Origin of the sequence: Pedococcus ginsenosidimutans (assembly GCF_039544395.1) — a bacterium.
Classification (GTDB): Bacteria; Actinomycetota; Actinomycetes; order Actinomycetales; family Dermatophilaceae; genus Pedococcus; species Pedococcus ginsenosidimutans.
The window spans coordinates 538243-557207 of the sequence record NZ_BAABLO010000001.1 but is presented as its reverse complement, the minus strand read 5'-3'; the positions used below and the strand labels follow the sequence as shown (position 1 = coordinate 557207).

Genomic DNA, 18965 nt, shown 5'->3' with positions numbered 1-18965 from the left:
TGGACCGCGGGCGCGACTGCGCTCACAGCCTGCCCCCACGGCGGCGCCTTTGCCCCTAGGTTGCTGTCCACGCGAGCCCAACGACGGGAGCAGCAGTGCTGATCGGTGTGCCAGCAGAATCCAAGCCGGGCGAGACCCGGGTCGCCGCGACGCCCAGGACGGTGGGCCAGCTCGTGGGGCTCGGCTACGACGTCGCGATCGAGCGTGGCGCGGGGAGGCGCGCCTCCTTCGCCGACGAGGCGTATGTCGCGGCCGGGGCCCGCGTCGTGGACCGCGACGAGGCCTGGGCGGGGGACCTCGTCCTCAAGGTCAACGCCCCCACCGACGGCGAGATCGGCTTCCTCCGACCCGGCAGCCTCATCGCGTGCCTCATCGCCCCGGCGCTCAACCCGGGTCTGGTGGAGCGGCTCACCGCAGCCGGGGTCACCGCCCTCGCGATGGACGCCGTCCCCCGCATCTCCCGCGCACAGTCGCTCGACGTGCTGTCGTCGATGGCCAACATCGGCGGCTACCGGGCGGTCATCGAGGCCGCCCACGAGTTCGGCAGCCTGTTCACCGGACAGGTCACCGCGGCCGGCAAGGTCCCGCCCGCCAAGGTGCTCGTCGTCGGGGCAGGTGTCGCCGGCCTGGCCGCGATCGGCACGGCCAACAGCCTCGGCGCGATCGTGCGGGCCTTCGACGCACGCTCCGAGGTGGGCGAGCAGGTCGAGTCGATGGGTGCCGAGTTCCTGCGCATCGACGTCGCCGACGAGGGCCCCTCTGCCACCGGGTACGCCAAGGAGATGGGGGAGGACTTCAACGCCAAGGCCGCCGCGCTCTACGCCGAGCAGGCCGGGGACGTCGACATCGTCATCACCACCGCGCTGATCCCCGGACGGCCCGCCCCCCGGCTGCTCACCGAGGAGATGGTGGCGTCGATGAAGCCCGGCTCGGTCGTCGTGGACATGGCCGCCGCGAGCGGGGGGAACGTGGCCGGGTCGGTCGCCGACGAGCTGGTCACCACCGCCAACGGCGTCAAGATCATCGGCTACACCGACCTGCCCGGGCGGCTGCCTACGCAGGCGAGCCAGCTGTTCGGCACCAACCTCGTCAACCTGCTCAAGCTCCTCACCCCGGGCAAGGACGGCCGGGTGGTGCTCGACCTCGACGACGTCGTGCAGCGCGGCATGACGGTGTGCCGTGACGGCGAGACGCTCTGGCCACCGCCGCCGGTCCAGGTGAGCGCGGCCCCGGCGGCAACGGCCGCGGCCACCCCACCGGAGCCGGCGGCCCCCAAGCCACCACCGGACCCCCGGCGCAGGTACGTCGCGATGGGCCTGGCGGCCGTGGTGTTCGGCCTCGTGGCGGCCGGCTCGCCGTCGGTCTTCCTCGGCCACTTCACCGTGTTCGCGCTGGCCGTCATCGTGGGCTTCTACGTCATCTCCAACGTCGCCCACGCCCTGCACACCCCGCTCATGGCCGAGACCAACGCGATCAGCGGCATCATCCTCGTCGGCGCGATCCTGCAGGTCGGCAGCAACAGCACGGTCGTGGCCGTCCTCGCCTTCATCGGCATCGTCATCGCGAGCATCAACATCTTCGGTGGGTTCGCCGTGACCGGCCGCATGCTCCAGATGTTCCGGAAGGACTGACCCGACGTGACCCGCAACCTCGTCCAGGCGGCATACATCGTCTCGGCCGTCCTCTTCGTCCTCTCCCTCGCCGGGCTCTCGCGCCACGAGAAGGCCAAGGAGGGCAACGCCTTCGGGGTGACCGGCATGGTCATCGCCCTCGCGGCGACCATCTGGCTGTCCGCCTCGCAGTCCGCCAACGCCCTGCTCACGCTGCTGTTCGTCCTCGTGGCCATGGCCATCGGTGGCTCGATCGGGCTGTGGCGGGCACGGGTCGTCGAGATGACGCAGATGCCCGAGCTCGTGGCCATGCTCCACTCGTTCGTCGGCCTCGCCGCGGTGCTCGTCGGGTTCAACTCGTTCGTCGAGGGCGGCGACACCGGCTCCGGCGCCACCATCCACCTCGTCGAGGTCTTCCTCGGCGTCTTCATCGGCGCGGTGACCTTCACCGGCTCGATCGTGGCGTTCCTCAAGCTGAGCGCGCGGATCAGGTCCTCGCCCCTCATGCTCCCGGCCCGCCACTGGCTCAACCTCGCGGCGCTGGTGGTCTCGGCCGGCCTGCTCGTGTGGTTCGTGGGCTCGCGATCGGTCGTGCCCCTGCTGCTCATGACGGTCGTGGCGCTCGCGTTCGGGTGGCACCTCGTCGCCTCCATCGGGGGTGGCGACATGCCGGTCGTCGTGTCGATGCTCAACAGCTACTCGGGCTGGGCGGCCGCCGCGGCGGGCTTCATGCTCGGCAACGACCTGCTCATCGTCACCGGGGCCCTCGTCGGGTCCTCGGGTGCGATCCTCAGCTACATCATGTGCAAGGCGATGAACCGCTCGTTCGTCTCCGTCATCGCCGGTGGTTTCGGCCAGGAGGTGTCGCTGGGGGAGGACAAGGACTACGGCGAGCACCGCGAGACCAACGCCGCCGACGTCGCCGAGCTGCTGCGGGACGCCTCCTCCGTCGTGATCACCCCCGGCTACGGGATGGCGGTGGCGCAGGCGCAGTACCCGGTCGCGGAGCTGACCTCGCAGCTGCGCAAGAAGGGCGTCGACGTCCGGTTCGGGATCCACCCGGTCGCCGGGCGCCTGCCCGGGCACATGAACGTGCTGCTCGCCGAGGCCAAGGTCCCCTACGACATCGTCCTCGAGATGGACGAGATCAACGGCGACCTGTCCGGCACCGACGTCGTGCTCGTGATCGGCGCCAACGACACCGTGAACCCGTCGGCCGCCGAGGACCCCGGCAGCCCCATAGCCGGGATGCCGGTGCTCGAGGTCTGGAAGGCGCGCAACGTCGTCGTGTTCAAGCGTTCGATGGCCACGGGCTACGCCGGGGTGCAGAACCCGTTGTTCTTCAAGGAGAACAGCCAGATGCTCTTCGGCGACGCCAAGGAGCGGGTCGAGGACATCATCAAGGCGCTCTAGGCGACGGGCAGCGGGTGGCCCGGGTCGGCGACGACGTCGAGCTCGTTGCCCTCGGGATCCGTCATCGTCTGCCACCAGATGCCGAGGACGTCGAGCAGCTCGGTGACCGGCTCGCCGAGCCGCCGCCCACCCAGGGACTCCAGGGTGGCCACGAGCGCCGGGACGCCGACCTCGAGCGGCGGGTGGACGTCGAGGTGCATCCGGTTCTTGCCCAGCCTCGGCTCGGCGACCTGCTGGAGCACGAAGGTGGGGGCGCCGCGCTCGTCGCCGGTGGCCAGCACCTCGAACCCCGGGACCGAGGCGACGTGCCTGTAGCCGAGGGCTGCGGCCCAGAAGGGCACGAGGGCGGGCGCGTCGAGGCAGTCGAGGACGACGGCGAGCTTCATGGCGCGAGTATGGCGCGTGGCCGCCGTCGACGGGACCGGCGTGGGTTGCGAGGTCGGGACGGCTGCGGTCAGGACGGGCGCGGCCGGTCCCGGTAGGCGCCCGGAGGGGTGCCGACGAGGGCGGTGAAGTCGCGGGTGAACTGGTTCTGGTCGTACCACCCGAGCTCGGCGGCGAGGTCGGCCAGCGAGCCGTCGTACCCCGCGTCCAGCTCCGCCACCGCGTCGTGGAGTCGTCGGCGGACAAGTAGCCACTTCGGGCCCACGCCGACGTAGCGGCGCAGGAGCCGTTGCAGGCCGCGCACCGAGAGCCCAGCGCGCTCGGCGAGGTCGTCCACCCGGGTCAGCGACGGGTCGGACAGGTCACGCACGATGGCCGTGACGGCGTCGTAGGCGTGGTCCGTCGCGGGTCCGGCGGGGTGCCGCGCGGCGAACGACCCGACGTAGGCGCAGAGCACGGGGGCCGCTTCACGTGCGCTGCCGGAGAGTCCTGCGAGGTCGGCCGCCCCGGGCAGGAGGTCGGTCGCGGCGAGGACCCGGTCGGTCAGGTCGGCCGCGGCGTGCCCGGTGAGGGCCGCGAAGCCCCCCGGGTGGAACTTCACGCCGATCGCCCCGCCGTCCCTGTGGCAGGAGACGTCGAACCGCCTCGTCACGACGCCGGTCACCCACACCCCGGGCACCGTGGCCCCCTCACGGCGACCCGCACCCCGCTCGACCGTCAGGTTGATGCTCGGGTGCGGGACCACCGAGCTCACGTGCTCCAGGCCCGGGGGCAGGTCCCAGGCCACCGACCAGATCCGCTCCACCCACCGGGCGACGGCGGGGGTGGGCGCGCACTCGTCGAACGCCACGTGCCGCGCGAGCTCCTCCGGGCGCAGCACGCCCTTGGACACGGGTACGGCGGGCACGGGCTCGCGGGGCAGGGAAGGGCTGGAGGGGCGGGTCGTCGTGTTTGCCCTAGTCGGCACCCCCCGAGTCTAGGAAGGGTGCAGCCATCCCACGACCGTCCGAGGAGGACCCATGCCCGCGAGCACCGCCCCTGCCACCCTGGCGATGACCACGATCGACTGCGCCGACCCATCCGCGGAGGCGAGGTTCTGGGCCGCGGCGCTCGGTGGGGAGGTCGCGCACGCCCAGGACGAGTACGCCATGGTCACCCTCGGCGAGCAGCGCATCGGCTTCGGCCGGGTCGAGGACTGGACGGCGCCGGAGTGGCCGAACCCCCACGGCACCAAGCAGTTCCACTTCGACCTGGCCGTGGAGGACCTCGCCGCCGCCGAGGCCGCACTCACCGGCCTCGGGGCCACCAGGCCCGCGGACCAGCCCTCGACCGACTGGGTCGTCCTGCTCGACCCGGCCGGCCACCCGTTCTGCCTCACGAAGGCCGCGAACTGGGGCTGACACGCACGAGGGGTGTGCCGCGTGGTGTCCACGCAGCACACCCCTCGCCGGGTCGGTACGCCCTCAGGTGCGGCTCGACTCCTCCGCCGGCACCTGGCTGCCCCGGGTGGCCAGGCGGCTGTTGCGGATGCCGTAGGTGAAGTAGAGCAGGAAGCCGATGACCATCCAGATGAGGAACCGCAGCCACGTCTCGACCGAGAGGTTGACCATGAGGTAGACGCTGATCAGCGCGGCGACGATCGGGAGCACGGGCGAGAACGGCACGGTGAACGCGCGCTTGAGGTCCGGGCGGTTGCGGCGCAGCACCGGGACCGCCAGCGACACCAGCGCGAACGCCGACAGCGTGCCGATGTTGACCATCTCCTCCAGCTTGCCGATCGGCGTGAGGCTGGCGACGAGGGCCACGACCGTGCCGATGATGAGGGTCAGGCGCACCGGGGTGCCCGTCTTGGGGTTGGTGCGGCCCAGGGCCGGGGGCAGGAGGCGGTCGCGCGACATGGCGAACGTGACGCGCGTGGCGCCGATGATCAGGGTCATCACCACGGTCATCAGGCCCGCGACGGCTCCGGCCGCGATGAGGGTGGCGAAGCCCGGCTTCCCGACCGACTCGAACGCGCTGGCCAGCGCCGCCTTGGGGTCGATCTTGTCGTACTTGACCATTCCCGTGATGACGAGCGTGGTGGCGACGTAGAGGATCGTGCAGATCACGAGCGAGGCGATGATGCCGATGGGCAGGTCGCGCTGGGGGTTCTTGGCCTCCTCGGCCGTGGTGGCCACGACGTCGAACCCGATGTAGGCGAAGAAGACGATCGAGGCGCCCGAGACGATGCCGAGGACGCCGTACGTCGTGGGCGTGAGCCCGAACAGCACCTGGATCAGCGGGGCGGCCAGGCCCTCGCTGGCCTTGCCGGCCGTGGCGGGCGGGATGAAGGGCGAGTAGTTGGACGTCTTGATGTACGACAGGCCGGCCACGATGACGAACAGGACGATGAAGAGCTTGACGCCGACCAGCACGAGGTTGACCCGCAGGGACTCCTTGATGCCGATGGCGATGAGGGCCGTCAGCGCGGCGATGAGCACGAACGCCGGGAGGTCGAAGTGCGACCCCGGCGCCACGGAGGCGGGGACCGTGAAGCCGATCTTCTCCAGGAACAGGGTCGCGTACTGCGACCAGCCCTGGGCCACGACGCTCGCGCCGAGCATCAGCTCGAGGAGGAGGTCCCAGCCGATGATCCACGCCACCAGCTCACCGAGCGAGGCGTAGGAGAACGTGTAGGCGGACCCCGAGACCGGCACGGTCGAGGCGAACTCCGCGTAGCAGAGGGCCGCGAGCGCGCAGCAGACCGCTGCGAGCACGAACGACAGCGCGATCGACGGGCCCGCGTAGTTGGCCGCGGCCCGGCCGGTCAGAGTGAAGATGCCGGCGCCGATGATGACGCCGATGCCGAAGACCGTGAGGTCGAGGGCGGTCAGCTTCTTCTTGAGCTGGAACTCCGGGTCGTCGGTCTCCTTGATCGACTGCTCGATCGACTTGGTCCTCATCACGGACATGCTGGGCGCCCTTCCGGCCGGCACTTCGCGGCCGCCTGGGGCGGCCCGGACGACAGACCACGGTAGCGGTGCCCGGGCGTGGCTGCCGCTCGAGCGGCAGGGGAGACCGGCCGGGGAGGAGCGACGCGGGCGCGGGGGTCAGTCGTCGTGGGGGTCGGGCTGGTCGTCCCGCCCGTCGTGGTGGGGGCGGTGGTGCGGCCGGTCGCGGGGCGGGTAGACCGGGATGGGGCCGGTGTCGGCGCTGCGGTCGCGGGCCCGCAGGTCCGGGCTGCGGTAGAGCGAGCCTCGCCGGGGCTGCTCGTGGTGCGGCTCGTCCCAGCCGGCGTACGGCTCGGGGAGGGCGGCCGCCGGGGCGGCGAGGTGGTCCCACGCCCGGTCGACGGCGTCCTCGTCGTGGTGGGCAACCCCGAAGATCTCGGCGCAGATGGCGCGGTAGTGGTGGTCCGGGTCGGGCACCCAGTTGACCTCGCGCAGCGCCTGGTCCTGGCCCGCCGACTCCATGACGAAGCGGCCGTAGCCGAGCAGGCGGCCGGGCACCGAGCGCTCGTAGGACATGTCGGTGACCTTGGTCAGTGGCATCATCGACACCTTGCGGGTGATGAAGCCGTAGAACAGCAGCAGGCGCTTGTCGGTGGCCACGAACCAGTCGTGGCGCCACTCCGCCACGAGGAACAGCGCCCGCAGCGCCAGGGCGAACCACAGCCACCAGACGACCGTGCCCAGAAGGGACAGCGACCGGGGGACCGTGCCGTCGACCCAGAGTGCGAGGACCAGCCCGGCCACGGCGGTCGCCACGGGCTCGGCCACCTTGCCCCAGTGCTGGTGGACGGCGGTGACCAGCCGTTCGCCGTCGAGCAGGTAGCGGTCGAGCTCGGCGTGGCGCCGCTCGCCCGGGCCCATCGCGGCCTACCGGCCGAGCAGGGCGTCGAAGAAGCTGCCGATGTTGCGCACGCCGTCGGCGAGGATCGAGCCCGAGGTCTTGACGATCTGGGCGGCCTGGTCGGGCGAGGTGAAGATCGCGTAGGCGGCAAATGCGACGAGGAGCCAGAGCAGGATCTTCTTCACGCGGTTCATCGTCGTCTCCTTGGTCTGGTGGCCTGCTGTGCGTGTGCGGGCACGCCGTACGGGCACACCTCAGCCTCCATCGTGGCGGATGCGGCGCGGTCGTCGGGACAGGCGCGCCGCGCCGGGCGGGTCAGACCACGCCGTAGAGGCGGTCACCGGCGTCGCCGAGGCCGGGCACGATGTAGCCCTTCTCGTTGAGCCGCTCGTCCATGGCGCCGGTCACGATCTGGATCGGGATGTCGAGGTCGGCCAGCTCGGTCTCGAGGTGGGCGATGCCCTCCGGGGTGGCCAGCAGCGTCACGGCGGTGATGTCGTCGGCGCCGCGGTCGGCGAGGTAGCGGATGGTCATCGCCAGCGTGCCGCCGGTCGCGAGCATCGGGTCGACGACGTAGCACTGGCGCCCGGCCAGGTCGTCGGGCAGGCGGTTGGCGTAGGTGATCGCCTCGAGCGTCTCCTCGTTGCGCTGCATCCCGAGGAACCCGACCTCGGCGCTGGGCAGCAGGCGCACCATGCCCTCGAGCATCCCGAGGCCGGCCCGCAGGATCGGCACGACCAGGGGCTTGGGCGTGGAGAGCTTGACCCCGGTCGTGGGGGCCACCGGCGTCTCGATGTCGATCGGCTCGGTACGCACGTCGCGGGTCGCCTCGTAGGCGAGCAGCGTCACCAGCTCCTCGGCCAGTCGCCGGAAGGTGGGGCTGTCGGTCCGCTTGTCCCGCAGGTAGGTCAGCTTGTGGGCGATGAGCGGGTGGTCGGCAACATGGACGCGCATAGGCGAAACTTAGCGTGTGACCCCAGCCCACGGCCCATCCGTCGACGAGCGGTACTCCGCCTGGATGGGGAGGGCGCTCGAGCTCGCCGACCGCGCGGGGCGCGAGGGCGACGTGCCGGTGGGTGCCGTGGTGGTCGATGCCGAAGGCGTGGTCATCGGTGAGGGACGCAACCTGCGGGAGGTCGAGGGTGACCCCACCGCGCACGCCGAGGTCGTCGCGCTGCGCGAGGCCGCGCGGCGTACCGGGTCGTGGCGCCTGGAGGGCTGCACGCTGGTGGTGACCCTCGAACCGTGCCCCATGTGCGCCGGCGCGCTCATGCTGGCCCGGGTCGCCACGCTCGTGCTGGGCGCCTGGGACCCCAAGCTGGGCGCCACCGGGTCGGTCTGGGACATCGTGCGTGACCGCCGGGCCACGCACCGCATCGAGGTGGTCTCGGGGGTGCGCGAGTCAGAGTGCTCTCAGGCTCTGCTGGCATTCTTCGGGGAACGCAGGGGCCGACAAGAGCAGGGAGCAGCTTCATGAGCGGGTTGGTGAACAACCTGGTCAACACGGTGCTGGGCGCGCCGGCGTGGCTGGTCTACCTCATCGTCGCCCTGGTCGTGTTCGCCGAGGACGCGCTGTTCGTGGGCTTCGTCCTGCCGGGGGAGACGCTGGCCGTCATCGGCGGCGTCACCGCCAGCCTGGGGCACACGTCGCTCAGCTGGGTGCTCGTCGTGGTGATCCTGTCCGCGGTCATCGGCGACTCCGTGGGCTACGAGATCGGCCGGCTGTTCGGCCCGCGCGTGATGGCGCACAAGATCTTCGACCGCCGTCGCAAGCGCCTGGAGTCGGCCCAGGAGTTCCTGCGCCGCCGCGGCGGCTCGGCCGTCTTCCTCGGTCGGTGGACGGCCTTCTTCCGCGCCGTCATGCCGGCGCTCGCCGGGCTGAGCGGCATGCGCTACCGCGTGTTCCTGCCGTGGAACGCCCTCGGCGGCATCGCCTGGGGAGGCGCGGCCGTCACCGCCGGCTACCTTGCGGGGGAGTCCTACCACCGGGTCGAGAAGTGGCTGGGTCGCGGCGCGGCCATCGTCGTGGGGGTCATCGTGCTCGTCGCGGTCGTCGTGTGGGCCGTCCGCCGACACCGTGCGGAGGGGCGCTCTGAAGGACAGTCGGAAGGGCGGCCGGAGGGACAGTCGGAGGCCGTCTGACCTGCGCGGCGACCCGGCGCGGGTCGCCCGTCCGGGTCTGCCGGCCCTGCAGGTCGAGCGATCGTTCACGCGACGGCCACCTGCGTGGGGGCCCGGTGTTCACCCGGTTCGGCAAGAACTCTCCTGTCCCCCCTCTGACAGGAGCCCGTCCATGCCCCTCGCCCCACGCCGTCCCCTCGTCGGGGTCGCCGCCCTGACCCTGCTCGCGGCTGCGCTCTGCGCCGCCTCGCCGGCCCTCGCCCAGGACGCGCCGGGCCAGGCCAAGCCCGGCCACGAGACCTTCGCCGTCATCGGCGACGTGCCGTACGGCGCGGACCAGGTCGCGAAGTTCCCCTCCTGGGTCGACCAGATCAACGCCGACCCCGAGGTCGGGCTCGTGTTCCACGTCGGCGACATCAAGAACGGGTCGACGCGGTGCGACGACGCCTATTACCGGATGATCCGCACGCAGTTCGACCGCTTCGCCGACCCCCTCGTCTACACCCCGGGCGACAACGAGTGGACCGACTGCCACCGCGCCAACAACGGTGCCTACCACCCCCTCGAGCGCCTCGCCCTCGATCGGTCGGTGTTCTTCGACCGGCCCGGGACCACGCTGGGAGCCCCGGCGCGCGTCTCGGTGCCGGACGCGGCATACCCGGAGAACGTCGCGCTGCGCCGCGACGGGGTCTCGTTCGCCACCCTGCACGTCGTGGGCAGCAACAACGACCTTCAGCCGTGGACCGGGATCGGCCAGACGGCAGCGACCCCGGAGCAGGTGGCCGAGGAGCGTGACCGCATGGCCGCCTCGATCGCCTCGCTGCGCCAGACGTTCGCCGGGGCGACCCAGCGGCACGACCGTGCCGTCGTGGTGCTGCAGCAGGCCGACATGTTCGACCCCACGTACACGCCGACCGAGGCCGACATCTCCGCCTTCCGGCCGCTGGTGCAGGCGCTCGCGGAGGAGGCCAACCGCTTCGACGGCGACGTCTACCTCGTCAACGGCGACTCGCACATCTACAACTCCGACCGCCCCCTCGCACCGGGGTCGGTGTGGCTGCAGCGGTACGGCGTCACGCAGCCGGCGGCCGGGCTGGAGCGCATCACCGTAGACGGCTCGGACAACAAGGACTGGCTCAAGGTCACGGTGAACCGTCCCGGTGCGGCGACCACGCTGAGCTGGGAGGGCGTGCCCTACGCCGGTTGACCCGCCGGCCGACGCGTCCGCCACCACCCGTCGGGGCCGATTTCTCGGTGGTCGACCGCTCTAGTAACCTGCTCCGCGGTGGCGTGTCCGAGCGGCCTAAGGAGCACGCCTCGAAAGCGTGTGTGGGTTAACGCCCACCGTGGGTTCAAATCCCACCGCCACCGCCAACAGGAACCCCCGGGAGCACGCGACCGGGGGTTCTCCTGTCGGTGGGTGGCGACAGAGGAGCCGTCACCGGTCACCGAGCTGGTGGCAAACGGCGGTCGTCCTCAGTCACCGGGACGATCTGCCACCACCCCGGCGTCACGTACCCGGCCACGGCCGCGGACGAGGCTGCGTACCGCCGCGGCGGCGGCCAGGAGCACCAGCAGCCAGTGCGGCACCCCGACGAACCACACCCGGTCGGCGTGCGGTGCCGCGTCGGTCGGTGGGTCGCCGCCCGCGACGTCGGCGTGGATCCACCAGAAACCCAAGCGGTTCCAGGTGGAGTGCGTCTCGATCGGGCGGGCCTTCTTGAGGACGTCGGCGCCGAGGTCGAGCTGCTGCACCCGCCCGCTCGAGGCGTCGCGGTGCTCGTCGATGCGCCCGACGAGCACCGACCCGTTGCCCGGCCAGCGGACCCGGTAGAACGTCTGGTCGACGGACTGTCCCCGCGACGACTCCAGGTCGAGCCCGACGGAGGTGTAGCGGTAGGTGAGTGGCCACGCGACGAGCAGCACCACCAGGACGACCCACACTGTTCGCCGCACCGTGCCTCCCCCCGTGGCGTCAGAAGACCGGCTTGCCGCCGGTCACCCCGAGCACCGTCCCCGAAACATAGCTCGCCTCGTCGGAGGCGAGGAAGACGTAGGCGCTGGCGACCTCGACGGGGTGCCCGGCCCGGCCGAGCGGGGTGTCGGACCCGAAGCCCTCGACCTTGTCGGGGGCCATCGTGGCGGGGATGAGCGGGGTCCAGATGGGGCCGGGGGCGACGGCGTTGACGCGGATGCCTCGGGGTCCGAGCTCCTGCGCGAGGTTGACGACCATGTTGGTCAGCGCAGCCTTCGTCGAGGCGTAGTCGAGGAGGTGCTCGCTCGGCGCGTACGCCTGCACCGACGTCGTCATGACGATGCTGCCGCCACCCTCGAGCTCCCCCGCGAGGGCGTGGCTGAGCCAGAACGGCGAGAAGACGTTGGTCTCGAAGGTACGGGCGACCTGCTCGGGCGGGAACTCCTCGAGGCTGTCGTGGGTCATCTGGTACGCCGCGTTGCAGACGAGCAGGTCCAGCCCACCGAGGGCCTCGGTCGCCTTCCTGCCGAGGTCGGCGTTGGCCTCCTGCGTCCGCAGGTCCGTGGGGAGGGAGAACCCCCGGCGACCGGCCGCCTCGACGTGGCGCAGCGTGTCGTCGGCGTCGGCCTGCTCCTCGGGGAGGTGGGCGATGGCGACGTCGGCACCCTCCTTGGCGAAGGCGATCGCGACCGCCCGCCCGATACCCGAGTCGCCGCCGGTCACGAGCGCGCGGCGCCCCGCGAGCCGGCCGTGCCCGACGTAGCTCTCTTCGCCGTGGTCGGCCGGCGGGTCGAGCCGGCTCACCGAGCCGGGCCAGTCCTGGGACTGGGCGGGGATGCTGGACAGGTCGGGACGAGTGCTCATGCCGGACCCCTACCCGGCAGGCGCGTCCTCGAACCCCTCCGCGCCGTCGCTGGGCCGGGGCGCGGTCGCCGCGTCGGCGGACAGCAGCGTGTCGAGGAGGCTGCGGACGGGGTCCTCGCTCGGGGCGCCCCGCTCGGTGAGGCCCGAGACGACCCGGTAGGCCACGGTCGAGAGCTTGACGTTGTGCTGGTTGGAGTGTGAGCGCAACAGCTCGAAGGCGACGTCCTCCTCCACCCCGAAACCGAGCATCAGGGCGCCCTTGGCCTGCTCGATGGTGGCGCGGTGCTCCGCGGCGGCAGCCACCGCCGCGTCCGTGCGCTCCCGCACGGCCTCGGTGATGTCGACGACGAAGCCCTGCAGCCGCACCACGCGGCCACCGTCCAGCTCGCTCCTCCCCACGACGACGACGTTCCGCACGGACCCCGCCGACGCGGCCAGCCGGTAGGTCCACGAGAAGGCGCCGGGCGCTGACAGGGCCCGCTGCAGGCGCGACCGGACGACGTCCCGCTCCTCGGTGACGACGTGGTCGAGCAGGAGACCGGTGCTCGGGTCGCCGTCCGCCGGCAGCCCGTGCAGGACCCGCAGCTCGGGCGACCACGTCCACCGGTCGGCGACGACGTCGTACTGGAAGTGGGCCGCCCCGGGCTCGGGCGCAGCGGCGTGCAGTGGCATCAGACCTCGATCTCACCTGGCCGCGCGAGCGCGGCGGGTTCACCTGACCTGGCCGCTGTTTGACCGCCGGTGAGCATATGTCGGGCCGGGAGGTGCGCTCAACTCACGGCTGGGGCACCCGGCACGCCTGCTCCCCCAGCGGTATGTCGTCCTGCCACCGCAGGCGGACGCCACCGAGGACAGGCGCTCCTACGCTGGTGGCATGGACGGTCGCCCGGAGCCGGCCGGTGGCCGGTCACCGGCCACCGCCACCGAGCCGTCACGGGGCGGGCCGTCCGCGCAGGGTTCGTCCTCGTCGGGACCGTCGGGACCGTCGGGACCGTCGGGGCCGGGTCGGCCGTGGTCGGGTCGCTCGTGGTCGGGGCCGTCGGGACCGTCATGGCCGGGCCCGCCGTGGCGGGGTGGCGGACAGGCAGGCCCGCCGTGGGTCCTGCGCGCCGTCGGGCCCGTGCTGCTCTCCCTCCTCCAGGTCGCCGGGACAGCCGGGGCAGCCCACGGCCAAACGTCCCGGCGCCCCCTCGACTGGTTGGCGCTGGTGCTGCTCGTGCTCGGCCCGGCGGTCCTGTGGGCCCACCGGCGGGCGCCCCGGGTCGTGTGCGCGGTCGTCGTCGCCGCGGCCGCCGCCTACCTTGCCCTGGGCTACCCCTACGGCCCGGTGTTCGCGAGCGTTGCCGTGGTGCTCGTGGCGACGGTGCTGCGCGGCCACCGGCTCACGGCGTGGGTCGCGGCAGGCGCCCTCCTCGCCGCCGACGCCATCACCCACGTCCGGTCCGGGGCCGACGGCGCGTGGTGGGCGCCGGAGCTGGTGGTGTCCGGCTGGGCGGTGGTCGTCCTCTCCGTGGCGGAGGTCGTCCGCGTCCGGGCCGAGCGGGCCGCCTCCTTCCGCCAGGCGGCGCAGGAGCGGCGCCGGCGACAGGCCGGCGAGGAGCGGCTGCAGATCGCTCGGGAGCTGCACGACGTCGTGGCCCACCACCTCTCGCTCATCAACGTGCAGGCCGGTGTCGCGCTGCACCTCGCCGAGCGTCGGCCGGAGAACGTCGAGCCGGCGCTGCGGGCGATCAAGGACGCGAGCAGCGAGGCCCTGGGCGAGCTGCGGTCGCTCATCGACGTGCTCCGTGACGACCGGACGAGGGCGCCTCGTGCGCCTGCACCCACGCTGGCCACGGTCGACGACATCGTCGAGCGGAGCGCCCATGCCGGTCTCGAGGTGAAGAAAACCGTTGAAGGACAGGTTCGTTCGTTGCCCGCCGCCGTGGAGCTCGCCGCCTGTCGCGTCGTCCAGGAGGCGATCACCAACGTCGTGCGGCACGCGCAGGCGCGGCGGGCGGTGGTGGCGCTCGGGTACGGCGCGGGGCTGCTGACGGTGCGCGTGGACGACGACGGCCGGGCTGCCGTGGGGGACGCGCAGCTGGAGCAGGGCAACGGGCTGCGCGGGATGCACGAACGCGCGGCCGCCCTCGGCGGGACCCTGGTCGTGGGGCCCTCCCCGATCGGTGGGCTCAGGGTCGAGCTCACCCTCCCGACGGGGGACGGGCAGTGACCAGGGTGGTGCTCGCCGACGACCAGGCGCTGCTGCGCGCCGGTATCCGTGCCCTCCTCGACGCCGAGGACGACCTCGAGGTCGTGGGGGAGGCCGCCAGCGGGCCGGAGGCCGTCCGCGTCGTGCGCGCCACCGCTCCCGACGTGGTGCTCATGGACATCCGCATGCCCGGTGGCGACGGCCTGGAGGCGACCCGGGAGATCGTGGACGACCCGGCCCTCGCCGCCACCAGAGTGGTCATCCTGACGACGTTCGACCTCGACGAGTACGTCTTCGACGCGATCCGGATCGGGGCGAGCGGCTTCCTGGTCAAGGACACCGAGCCAGCGGAGCTGCTGCGCGGCGTGAGGGCCGTCGCAGCCGGTGACGCCCTCCTCAGCCCGCGGGTCACCCGCCGGCTCATCGGCGAGTTCGCCACACGCAGCCGCGCCACCCACGCCACGGCAGCAGGCCGGCTCGGGGTGCTGACCGAGCGTGAGCGCGAGGTGGTCGCCCTGGTCGGCGAGGGGCTCAGCAACGACGAGATCGCGGGGCGCCTGGTGCTCAGCCCGGCGACGGCCAAGACCCACGTGAGCCGGGCCATGGTCAAGCTCCAGGTGCGCGACCGGGCGCAGCTCGTGGTCCTCGCCTACGAGAGCGGGCTCGTCCGACCGGGCTGGTCCCCGGGCTGACCCTGCCGGGGCGCACACCCCGCGCCGCGGCGGCATACCCCGTGGGGCGCACGGCGGGTGTCGCCCGTGAGGGGACGCGCCGCGGTGTCGGGGCGACGCAGCATCGAGTGGTCAGCAGACCCCGACCCGAGGAGCACCCCATGAACACCCTCACCCTGGCGACCAGCGCCCAGGCCGCACCGTGGCACGGCACCCTGGACGGGCACTGGAACGGGCCGGGCCCGTGGTGGCCGGTCTTCCCGTTCCTGTGGCTGCTGTTCGTCGTCGCGCTCTTCGCGACCTTCGGGTTCCTCGGGCGGCGGCGGTTCGGCCGGATGCAGGCCTGGTCGGGACAGCGGGCCGGCGAGGCGCGGCTGGCCGAGCGCTACGCGGCGGGCGAGATCGACGAGCAGGAGTACGAGCGGCGCCTCGGCACCCTCAGGCGCCTCGGGACGCCATGACCCCGCCTGGCTCAGGTGGCCGGGAGGTCCGTCCCGTCGGCCGGGCCCTGGTCGCCCCTGTCGCCCTGGTCACCCGCGTCGCCACGGATGGCCTTGGCCAGGTCGGCCGCCGCGGTGGGCGACGCTGAGGCGGCCTCCTCGTTGGCGCGCTGGACCTCGAGGTAGACCTCCTGCCGGTGCACCTGCACGTGGGCCGGCGCGTCGATCCCGATGCGGACCTTGTCACCGCTGACCTCCAGCACCGTGATGACCACGTCGTGACCGATGCGGAAGCTCTCCTGGGGACGGCGGCTGAGCACGAGCACGTCCCGGCTCCTTCCCTGGCCCCTCAGGCCATGGTCGACTGCTGAATGCGGTGACTCAGCGCGGGGCGGAAGGCAGGAGCGGCGCCCGCAGCGGGAGGTCCTGCCCGCTGAGGACGACCTGCTCGGCTGCGCCGGTGCGGGTGTTGACCACGACCGGTGCGAACAGGTTGCCGTACGCCGCACTGATGTCAGGCCCCACAGTAACGATGACCAGCACCAGGGCGTCATGCGCATCGTGCAGGCCCAGCCGTGCGGCCGTGGCGTCGTCGAGGACCGGGCGGTAGTCGGGGAAGAACACGCCCGCTGCCGCGGCGACGAAGGTGGGCCCGGCTGCGCCGACGGGGGCGAGCTCGAAGATCCCGCCCCCACCGCCGTCGAGGCGGTAGGTGGAGGTCTCGGGGAAGCCGACCAGGCCCTCCGGCACGTGGATCGTGGCCAGGGAGGTGGGGGCGGGTTCGGTGGTCATCGTCGTCATCATGCCCTCACGAGCTCTGGTCGAAGAGGCGGCGGGTGGGGTCGGGCTCGGTGGTCCCGGTGGCGCTGTACGTCGTGGCCGTGCGCGGCCCGGTGAACTGCGCGAGGACGTCCTCGACGGCGCGGGCGCCGGCCGACAGCAGCTCGCGGTTGGCCGCGGCCGACTCGGTGAGGTCGCGGGTCGCCTCGAGCAGCGCGATGCGGTGCTCGGTGAGCAGGTGGTCCCAGGGCTCGGGAGCCGCGGAGACGATCTCGCCGAGGGAGGCGTCCGAGGGAAGGCCCAGTGCACGGGCGGCCGGCTCGGTGTCGACCGCCCGGAGCAGCTCGGCGGTGCGCACCTGCTCCAGGAGGTCGTCGATCTCGCGGGTGGCGCGGGCGACCCAGGAGGCCCGGCCGGTCTCGACCAGTGCCCGCTGGACCTCGACGCGGTACGCGAGGAGCTCCAGCACGTCGCGGACGCGCCAGAGGGCGTCGGAGAGCTGGGCGCAGGCGGCGGGGGCCAGCGCGGGGTCGAGGGCGATCACGCCCTGCCCATCGGCACGCCGGTGCGACACCTGAGGCAATTCCCGGGATCTGACCTGTGCTTGCCCTAGTTTTCGTCAGGTCGGCCGGCCGGCCCCGGCCAACCCAACCCCGTCTACTTACCAGTTCATTACCTTTAAATCATCCTTTCAGGTGATGTTGGGTCGTCGAACGGTGGCGGATGCCCCTGCTTGGTCGGTAGCGCTTTCACGCTCCATCACCCTTTTGCCTGTGACTACGACAGGTTGCCGTGAACGTGGTTCAGCGCGCTATGACACCGACAGGCTGTGTCGAGAGAACATGGCGGTCGTTCACTACGAGGTGCGTTCACTGAGCACACGCCTGCCGAGCCACGTCGGGCTCGACGACCTGACCTCGGCCGGCCTCGGCGCCCTCGCCGCAGCGGCCCAGTCCTTCGACCCCGACCGCGGGGTTCCCTTCCCCCGGTACGCCGCCCGTCGCATCCGCGGGGCGCTGCTGGACGAGCTGCGCTCCCTGGACTGGGCGACGCGCTCGCTGCGGGTCCGGGGCCGTGAGCGGGAGGCCGCCCGTGAGGCGCTGGCCGTCCAGCTGCGGCGCGAGCCCCACGACCACGAGCTGGCCGAGGCCCTCGGCGTCGACGTCGAGGAGGTCCGCCAGACCGAGCGCGACCTGCACCAGTCCGTGGTGCTGCGGCTCGACGCCATCGTGGAGGGCGGCGTCGCCGACGCGATGCTGCCGCGGACCACGGAGACGCCGGAGTCCCTCGTGGTGCAGCGCGAGCGCGAGGCCTACCTCGCGGCCGCCGTGGCCGCCCTGCCGGACCGGCTGCGCACGGTCATCCGCGCCACCTTCTTCGAGGACCGCCCGCTCAAGGAGGTCGCCGACGACCTCGGCGTGACCGAGTCGCGCATCTCCCAGATCCGCACCGAGGCCCTGAAGATGCTCCGTGACGGGCTCAACGCCAACCTCGACCCCGAGCTGCTCGCCCCCGTGCCGGAGGGCGTCGTCGCCCGCCGCCGGGCGGCGTACTACGCCGAGATCGCGGGTCGGGCCAGCCACCGCCAGCGCCAGTCGCTGGGCGCGGGCCCGTGCCAGGAGCCTGCCGGCCCCCGCCCGGCGCGGCACGCAGCCGGCCAGTGAGCCCGCGCGGGCGGTCCTGAACTTTTCCCCGGGAAACTCCTCAGGTCGCCCGCGCGACGCCCGATAGGGCACATGTCGCCCCGCGAGGGAGCGACACGGATCGCCACGGACGGCGGTCCTAGACCACCCCCAAGGAAAGGGACCGTCATGGGTCTGCAGATCAACACCAACGTCGCGGCGATGAACGCCTACCGCAACCTCAGCTCGACGCAGGGTTCGATGGCCACCAGCCTCGAGCGCCTGTCCTCCGGCCTCCGGATCAACCGGGCCGCCGACGACGCAGCCGGCCTGGCGATCAGCGAGAAGCTGCGCGCCCAGACCAACGGCCTCAACCAGGCCACCTCGAACGCGCAGGACGCGATCAGCCTCGTGCAGACCGCTGAGGGCGCGCTCAACGAGACGCACTCGATCCTCCAGCGCATGCGTCAGCTCTCGGTCCAGTCGGCCAACGACACCAACACGTCGGACGACCGCGCGGCCATCCAGAAGGAGGTCACGGCTCTCAACGACGAGCTCGACCGCATCTCGACCACCACGCAGTTCAACGGCCAGAACCTGCTGGACGGGACCGGTGGCACCGCAGGGTCGTTCACCTTCCAGATCGGCGCCAACAACGGCCAGACCGTGACCGTGGCGTTCGCCAAGGCGGACACCACGACCCTCGGCACCAAGACGCTCGACGTCTCGACGTCCGCGGGTGCCGCCACGGCGCTGACCGCGATCGACGCCGCGATCAAGACCATCTCGGGTGACCGTGCCGACCTCGGTGCCGTGCAGAACCGCCTGCAGCACACCATCAACAGCCTGAGCGTCGCCTCCGAGAACTCGGCTGCTGCCGAGTCCCGGATCCGTGACACCGACATGGCCAAGGAGATGACGTCCTTCACCCGGTCGCAGATCCTGCAGCAGGCCGGCGTCTCGATGCTCGCCCAGGCCAACTCCGCCCCGCAGTCGGTCCTCAAGCTGCTCGGCTGAGTCCGTGGCCTGACCCGGGGCCGGTGGCGACACCGGCCCCGGGTCG

23 protein-coding genes and 1 tRNA gene are annotated in these 18965 nt (G+C 72.2%); 12 read left to right on the top strand and 12 right to left on the bottom strand.

The genetic code is table 11. From position 1 onward, the window contains the following. Positions 1–95 precede the first annotated feature (95 nt). Entirely contained in the window at positions 96–1631 is a 1536-nt protein-coding gene (locus ABEA42_RS02795) for a Re/Si-specific NAD(P)(+) transhydrogenase subunit alpha (protein ID WP_345501015.1), read from the top strand. Between the two features lie 6 nt (positions 1632–1637). Beyond that, entirely contained in the window at positions 1638–3023 is a 1386-nt protein-coding gene (gene pntB / locus ABEA42_RS02790) for a Re/Si-specific NAD(P)(+) transhydrogenase subunit beta (protein ID WP_345501014.1), read from the top strand. On the opposite strand, the gene ABEA42_RS02785 is transcribed toward pntB, so the two are convergent. Beyond that, on the bottom strand, positions 3020–3409 hold the full coding sequence (locus tag ABEA42_RS02785; protein ID WP_345501012.1) for a VOC family protein: 390 nt from the start codon (positions 3407–3409) through the stop codon (positions 3020–3022). The genes pntB and ABEA42_RS02785 overlap by 4 nt on opposite strands. Positions 3410–3477: 68 nt before the next feature. After that, the gene (locus tag ABEA42_RS02780) at positions 3478–4374 is read right to left on the bottom strand and encodes an AraC family transcriptional regulator (protein WP_345501011.1); all 897 of its coding nucleotides are present in this window, start codon (positions 4372–4374) and stop codon (positions 3478–3480) included. Between the two features lie 52 nt (positions 4375–4426). Between ABEA42_RS02780 and ABEA42_RS02775 the strand changes: the two genes are divergently transcribed. Then, the gene (locus tag ABEA42_RS02775; RefSeq protein WP_345501009.1) at positions 4427–4807 is read left to right on the top strand and encodes a VOC family protein; all 381 of its coding nucleotides are present in this window, start codon (positions 4427–4429) and stop codon (positions 4805–4807) included. A 63-nt stretch (positions 4808–4870) separates the two neighbouring features. On the opposite strand, the gene ABEA42_RS02770 is transcribed toward ABEA42_RS02775, so the two are convergent. From ABEA42_RS02770 to upp, 4 genes are all read right to left on the bottom strand, one after another. Further along, positions 4871–6358: an amino acid permease gene (locus ABEA42_RS02770; protein ID WP_345501007.1), complete on the bottom strand. Its 1488-nt coding sequence runs from the start codon at positions 6356–6358 to the stop codon at positions 4871–4873. 138 nt (positions 6359–6496) lie between these two features. Then, positions 6497–7258, bottom strand: coding sequence for a PH domain-containing protein (locus ABEA42_RS02765; protein ID WP_345501006.1), 762 nt, complete (start codon positions 7256–7258; stop codon positions 6497–6499). Positions 7259–7264: 6 nt separating this feature from the next. Further along, positions 7265–7432 carry a hypothetical protein gene (locus ABEA42_RS02760; protein ID WP_200949212.1) on the bottom strand — a complete coding sequence of 56 codons (168 nt, stop codon included), beginning with the start codon at positions 7430–7432 and terminating at the stop codon, positions 7265–7267. 121 nt (positions 7433–7553) lie between these two features. Then, positions 7554–8192: a uracil phosphoribosyltransferase gene (gene upp / locus ABEA42_RS02755; RefSeq protein ID WP_345501003.1), complete on the bottom strand. Its 639-nt coding sequence runs from the start codon at positions 8190–8192 to the stop codon at positions 7554–7556. A gap of 16 nt (positions 8193–8208) precedes the next feature. Here upp and tadA point away from each other — a divergent pair, with 16 nt between their 5' ends. The 4 genes from tadA (at position 8209) to ABEA42_RS02735 (ending at position 10733) form a co-directional block, all read left to right on the top strand. Next, entirely contained in the window at positions 8209–8715 is a 507-nt protein-coding gene (tadA, locus tag ABEA42_RS02750) for a tRNA adenosine(34) deaminase TadA (RefSeq protein WP_345501001.1), read from the top strand. Beyond that, positions 8712–9380, top strand: coding sequence for a DedA family protein (locus ABEA42_RS02745; RefSeq protein WP_345501000.1), 669 nt, complete (start codon positions 8712–8714; stop codon positions 9378–9380). The genes tadA and ABEA42_RS02745 overlap by 4 nt, the downstream gene beginning before the upstream one ends. Before the next feature lie 151 nt (positions 9381–9531). Continuing rightward, on the top strand, positions 9532–10566 hold the full coding sequence (locus tag ABEA42_RS02740; RefSeq protein WP_345500998.1) for a metallophosphoesterase: 1035 nt from the start codon (positions 9532–9534) through the stop codon (positions 10564–10566). A gap of 77 nt (positions 10567–10643) precedes the next feature. Then, positions 10644–10733 (top strand) — tRNA-Ser (locus ABEA42_RS02735). 102 nt (positions 10734–10835) lie between these two features. Here ABEA42_RS02735 and ABEA42_RS02730 read toward each other — a convergent pair. The 3 genes from ABEA42_RS02730 to ABEA42_RS02720 are packed head-to-tail and all read right to left on the bottom strand — an operon-like array spanning position 10836 to position 12870. Further along, a complete protein-coding gene (locus tag ABEA42_RS02730; protein ID WP_345500996.1) occupies positions 10836–11315 on the bottom strand; it encodes a hypothetical protein in 480 nt (159 codons plus the stop codon). Positions 11316–11334: 19 nt separating this feature from the next. Beyond that, on the bottom strand, positions 11335–12198 hold the full coding sequence (locus tag ABEA42_RS02725; RefSeq protein WP_345500994.1) for an SDR family oxidoreductase: 864 nt from the start codon (positions 12196–12198) through the stop codon (positions 11335–11337). Between the two features lie 9 nt (positions 12199–12207). Then, positions 12208–12870 (bottom strand): PAS and ANTAR domain-containing protein, encoded by a 663-nt coding sequence (locus tag ABEA42_RS02720; protein ID WP_345500992.1) that lies wholly within the window; start codon positions 12868–12870, stop codon positions 12208–12210. Positions 12871–13318: 448 nt separating this feature from the next. Between ABEA42_RS02720 and ABEA42_RS02715 the strand changes: the two genes are divergently transcribed. From ABEA42_RS02715 to ABEA42_RS02705, 3 genes are all read left to right on the top strand, one after another. Next, on the top strand, positions 13319–14410 hold the full coding sequence (locus ABEA42_RS02715; protein WP_345500990.1) for a sensor histidine kinase: 1092 nt from the start codon (positions 13319–13321) through the stop codon (positions 14408–14410). After that, positions 14407–15081: a response regulator transcription factor gene (locus ABEA42_RS02710; protein WP_345500989.1), complete on the top strand. Its 675-nt coding sequence runs from the start codon at positions 14407–14409 to the stop codon at positions 15079–15081. The genes ABEA42_RS02715 and ABEA42_RS02710 overlap by 4 nt, the downstream gene beginning before the upstream one ends. Positions 15082–15221: 140 nt before the next feature. Next, entirely contained in the window at positions 15222–15521 is a 300-nt protein-coding gene (locus ABEA42_RS02705) for an SHOCT domain-containing protein (RefSeq protein WP_345500988.1), read from the top strand. 11 nt (positions 15522–15532) lie between these two features. Here ABEA42_RS02705 and csrA read toward each other — a convergent pair whose 3' ends face one another. The 3 genes from csrA to flgN are packed head-to-tail and all read right to left on the bottom strand — an operon-like array spanning position 15533 to position 16824. Then, positions 15533–15826 carry a carbon storage regulator CsrA gene (gene csrA / locus ABEA42_RS02700; protein ID WP_345500987.1) on the bottom strand — a complete coding sequence of 98 codons (294 nt, stop codon included), beginning with the start codon at positions 15824–15826 and terminating at the stop codon, positions 15533–15535. 55 nt (positions 15827–15881) lie between these two features. Then, the gene (gene fliW / locus ABEA42_RS02695; protein ID WP_345500986.1) at positions 15882–16292 is read right to left on the bottom strand and encodes a flagellar assembly protein FliW; all 411 of its coding nucleotides are present in this window, start codon (positions 16290–16292) and stop codon (positions 15882–15884) included. Between the two features lie 16 nt (positions 16293–16308). Beyond that, a complete protein-coding gene (flgN, locus tag ABEA42_RS02690; RefSeq protein WP_345500985.1) occupies positions 16309–16824 on the bottom strand; it encodes a flagellar export chaperone FlgN in 516 nt (171 codons plus the stop codon). 229 nt (positions 16825–17053) lie between these two features. On the opposite strand from flgN, the gene ABEA42_RS02685 reads away from it, so the two are divergent. Continuing rightward, complete coding sequence (locus tag ABEA42_RS02685) at positions 17054–17944, top strand: sigma-70 family RNA polymerase sigma factor (RefSeq protein WP_425571973.1); 891 nt, start codon at positions 17054–17056, stop codon at positions 17942–17944. Between the two features lie 147 nt (positions 17945–18091). Continuing rightward, entirely contained in the window at positions 18092–18919 is an 828-nt protein-coding gene (locus ABEA42_RS02680; RefSeq protein ID WP_345500983.1) for a flagellin N-terminal helical domain-containing protein, read from the top strand. The last annotated feature ends 46 nt before the right edge of the window (positions 18920–18965 follow it).

What these genes read in the sequence shown, in the direction of transcription:
- ABEA42_RS02680 (WP_345500983.1), top strand. Translation starts at nt 18,092, where the DNA reads ATGGGTCTGCAGATCAACACCAACGTCGCGGCGATGAACGCCTACCGC.
- ABEA42_RS02775 (WP_345501009.1), top strand. Translation starts at nt 4,427, where the DNA reads ATGCCCGCGAGCACCGCCCCTGCCACCCTGGCGATGACCACGATCGAC.
- ABEA42_RS02705 (WP_345500988.1), top strand. Translation starts at nt 15,222, where the DNA reads ATGAACACCCTCACCCTGGCGACCAGCGCCCAGGCCGCACCGTGGCAC.
- ABEA42_RS02760 (WP_200949212.1), bottom strand. Translation starts at nt 7,432, where the DNA reads ATGAACCGCGTGAAGAAGATCCTGCTCTGGCTCCTCGTCGCATTTGCC.
- upp (WP_345501003.1), bottom strand. Translation starts at nt 8,192, where the DNA reads ATGCGCGTCCATGTTGCCGACCACCCGCTCATCGCCCACAAGCTGACC.
- ABEA42_RS02770 (WP_345501007.1), bottom strand. Translation starts at nt 6,358, where the DNA reads ATGTCCGTGATGAGGACCAAGTCGATCGAGCAGTCGATCAAGGAGACC.
- ABEA42_RS02745 (WP_345501000.1), top strand. Translation starts at nt 8,712, where the DNA reads ATGAGCGGGTTGGTGAACAACCTGGTCAACACGGTGCTGGGCGCGCCG.
- ABEA42_RS02765 (WP_345501006.1), bottom strand. Translation starts at nt 7,258, where the DNA reads ATGGGCCCGGGCGAGCGGCGCCACGCCGAGCTCGACCGCTACCTGCTC.
- ABEA42_RS02720 (WP_345500992.1), bottom strand. Translation starts at nt 12,870, where the DNA reads ATGCCACTGCACGCCGCTGCGCCCGAGCCCGGGGCGGCCCACTTCCAG.
- ABEA42_RS02785 (WP_345501012.1), bottom strand. Translation starts at nt 3,409, where the DNA reads ATGAAGCTCGCCGTCGTCCTCGACTGCCTCGACGCGCCCGCCCTCGTG.
- ABEA42_RS02725 (WP_345500994.1), bottom strand. Translation starts at nt 12,198, where the DNA reads ATGAGCACTCGTCCCGACCTGTCCAGCATCCCCGCCCAGTCCCAGGAC.
- ABEA42_RS02740 (WP_345500998.1), top strand. Translation starts at nt 9,532, where the DNA reads ATGCCCCTCGCCCCACGCCGTCCCCTCGTCGGGGTCGCCGCCCTGACC.
- fliW (WP_345500986.1), bottom strand. Translation starts at nt 16,292, where the DNA reads ATGACCACCGAACCCGCCCCCACCTCCCTGGCCACGATCCACGTGCCG.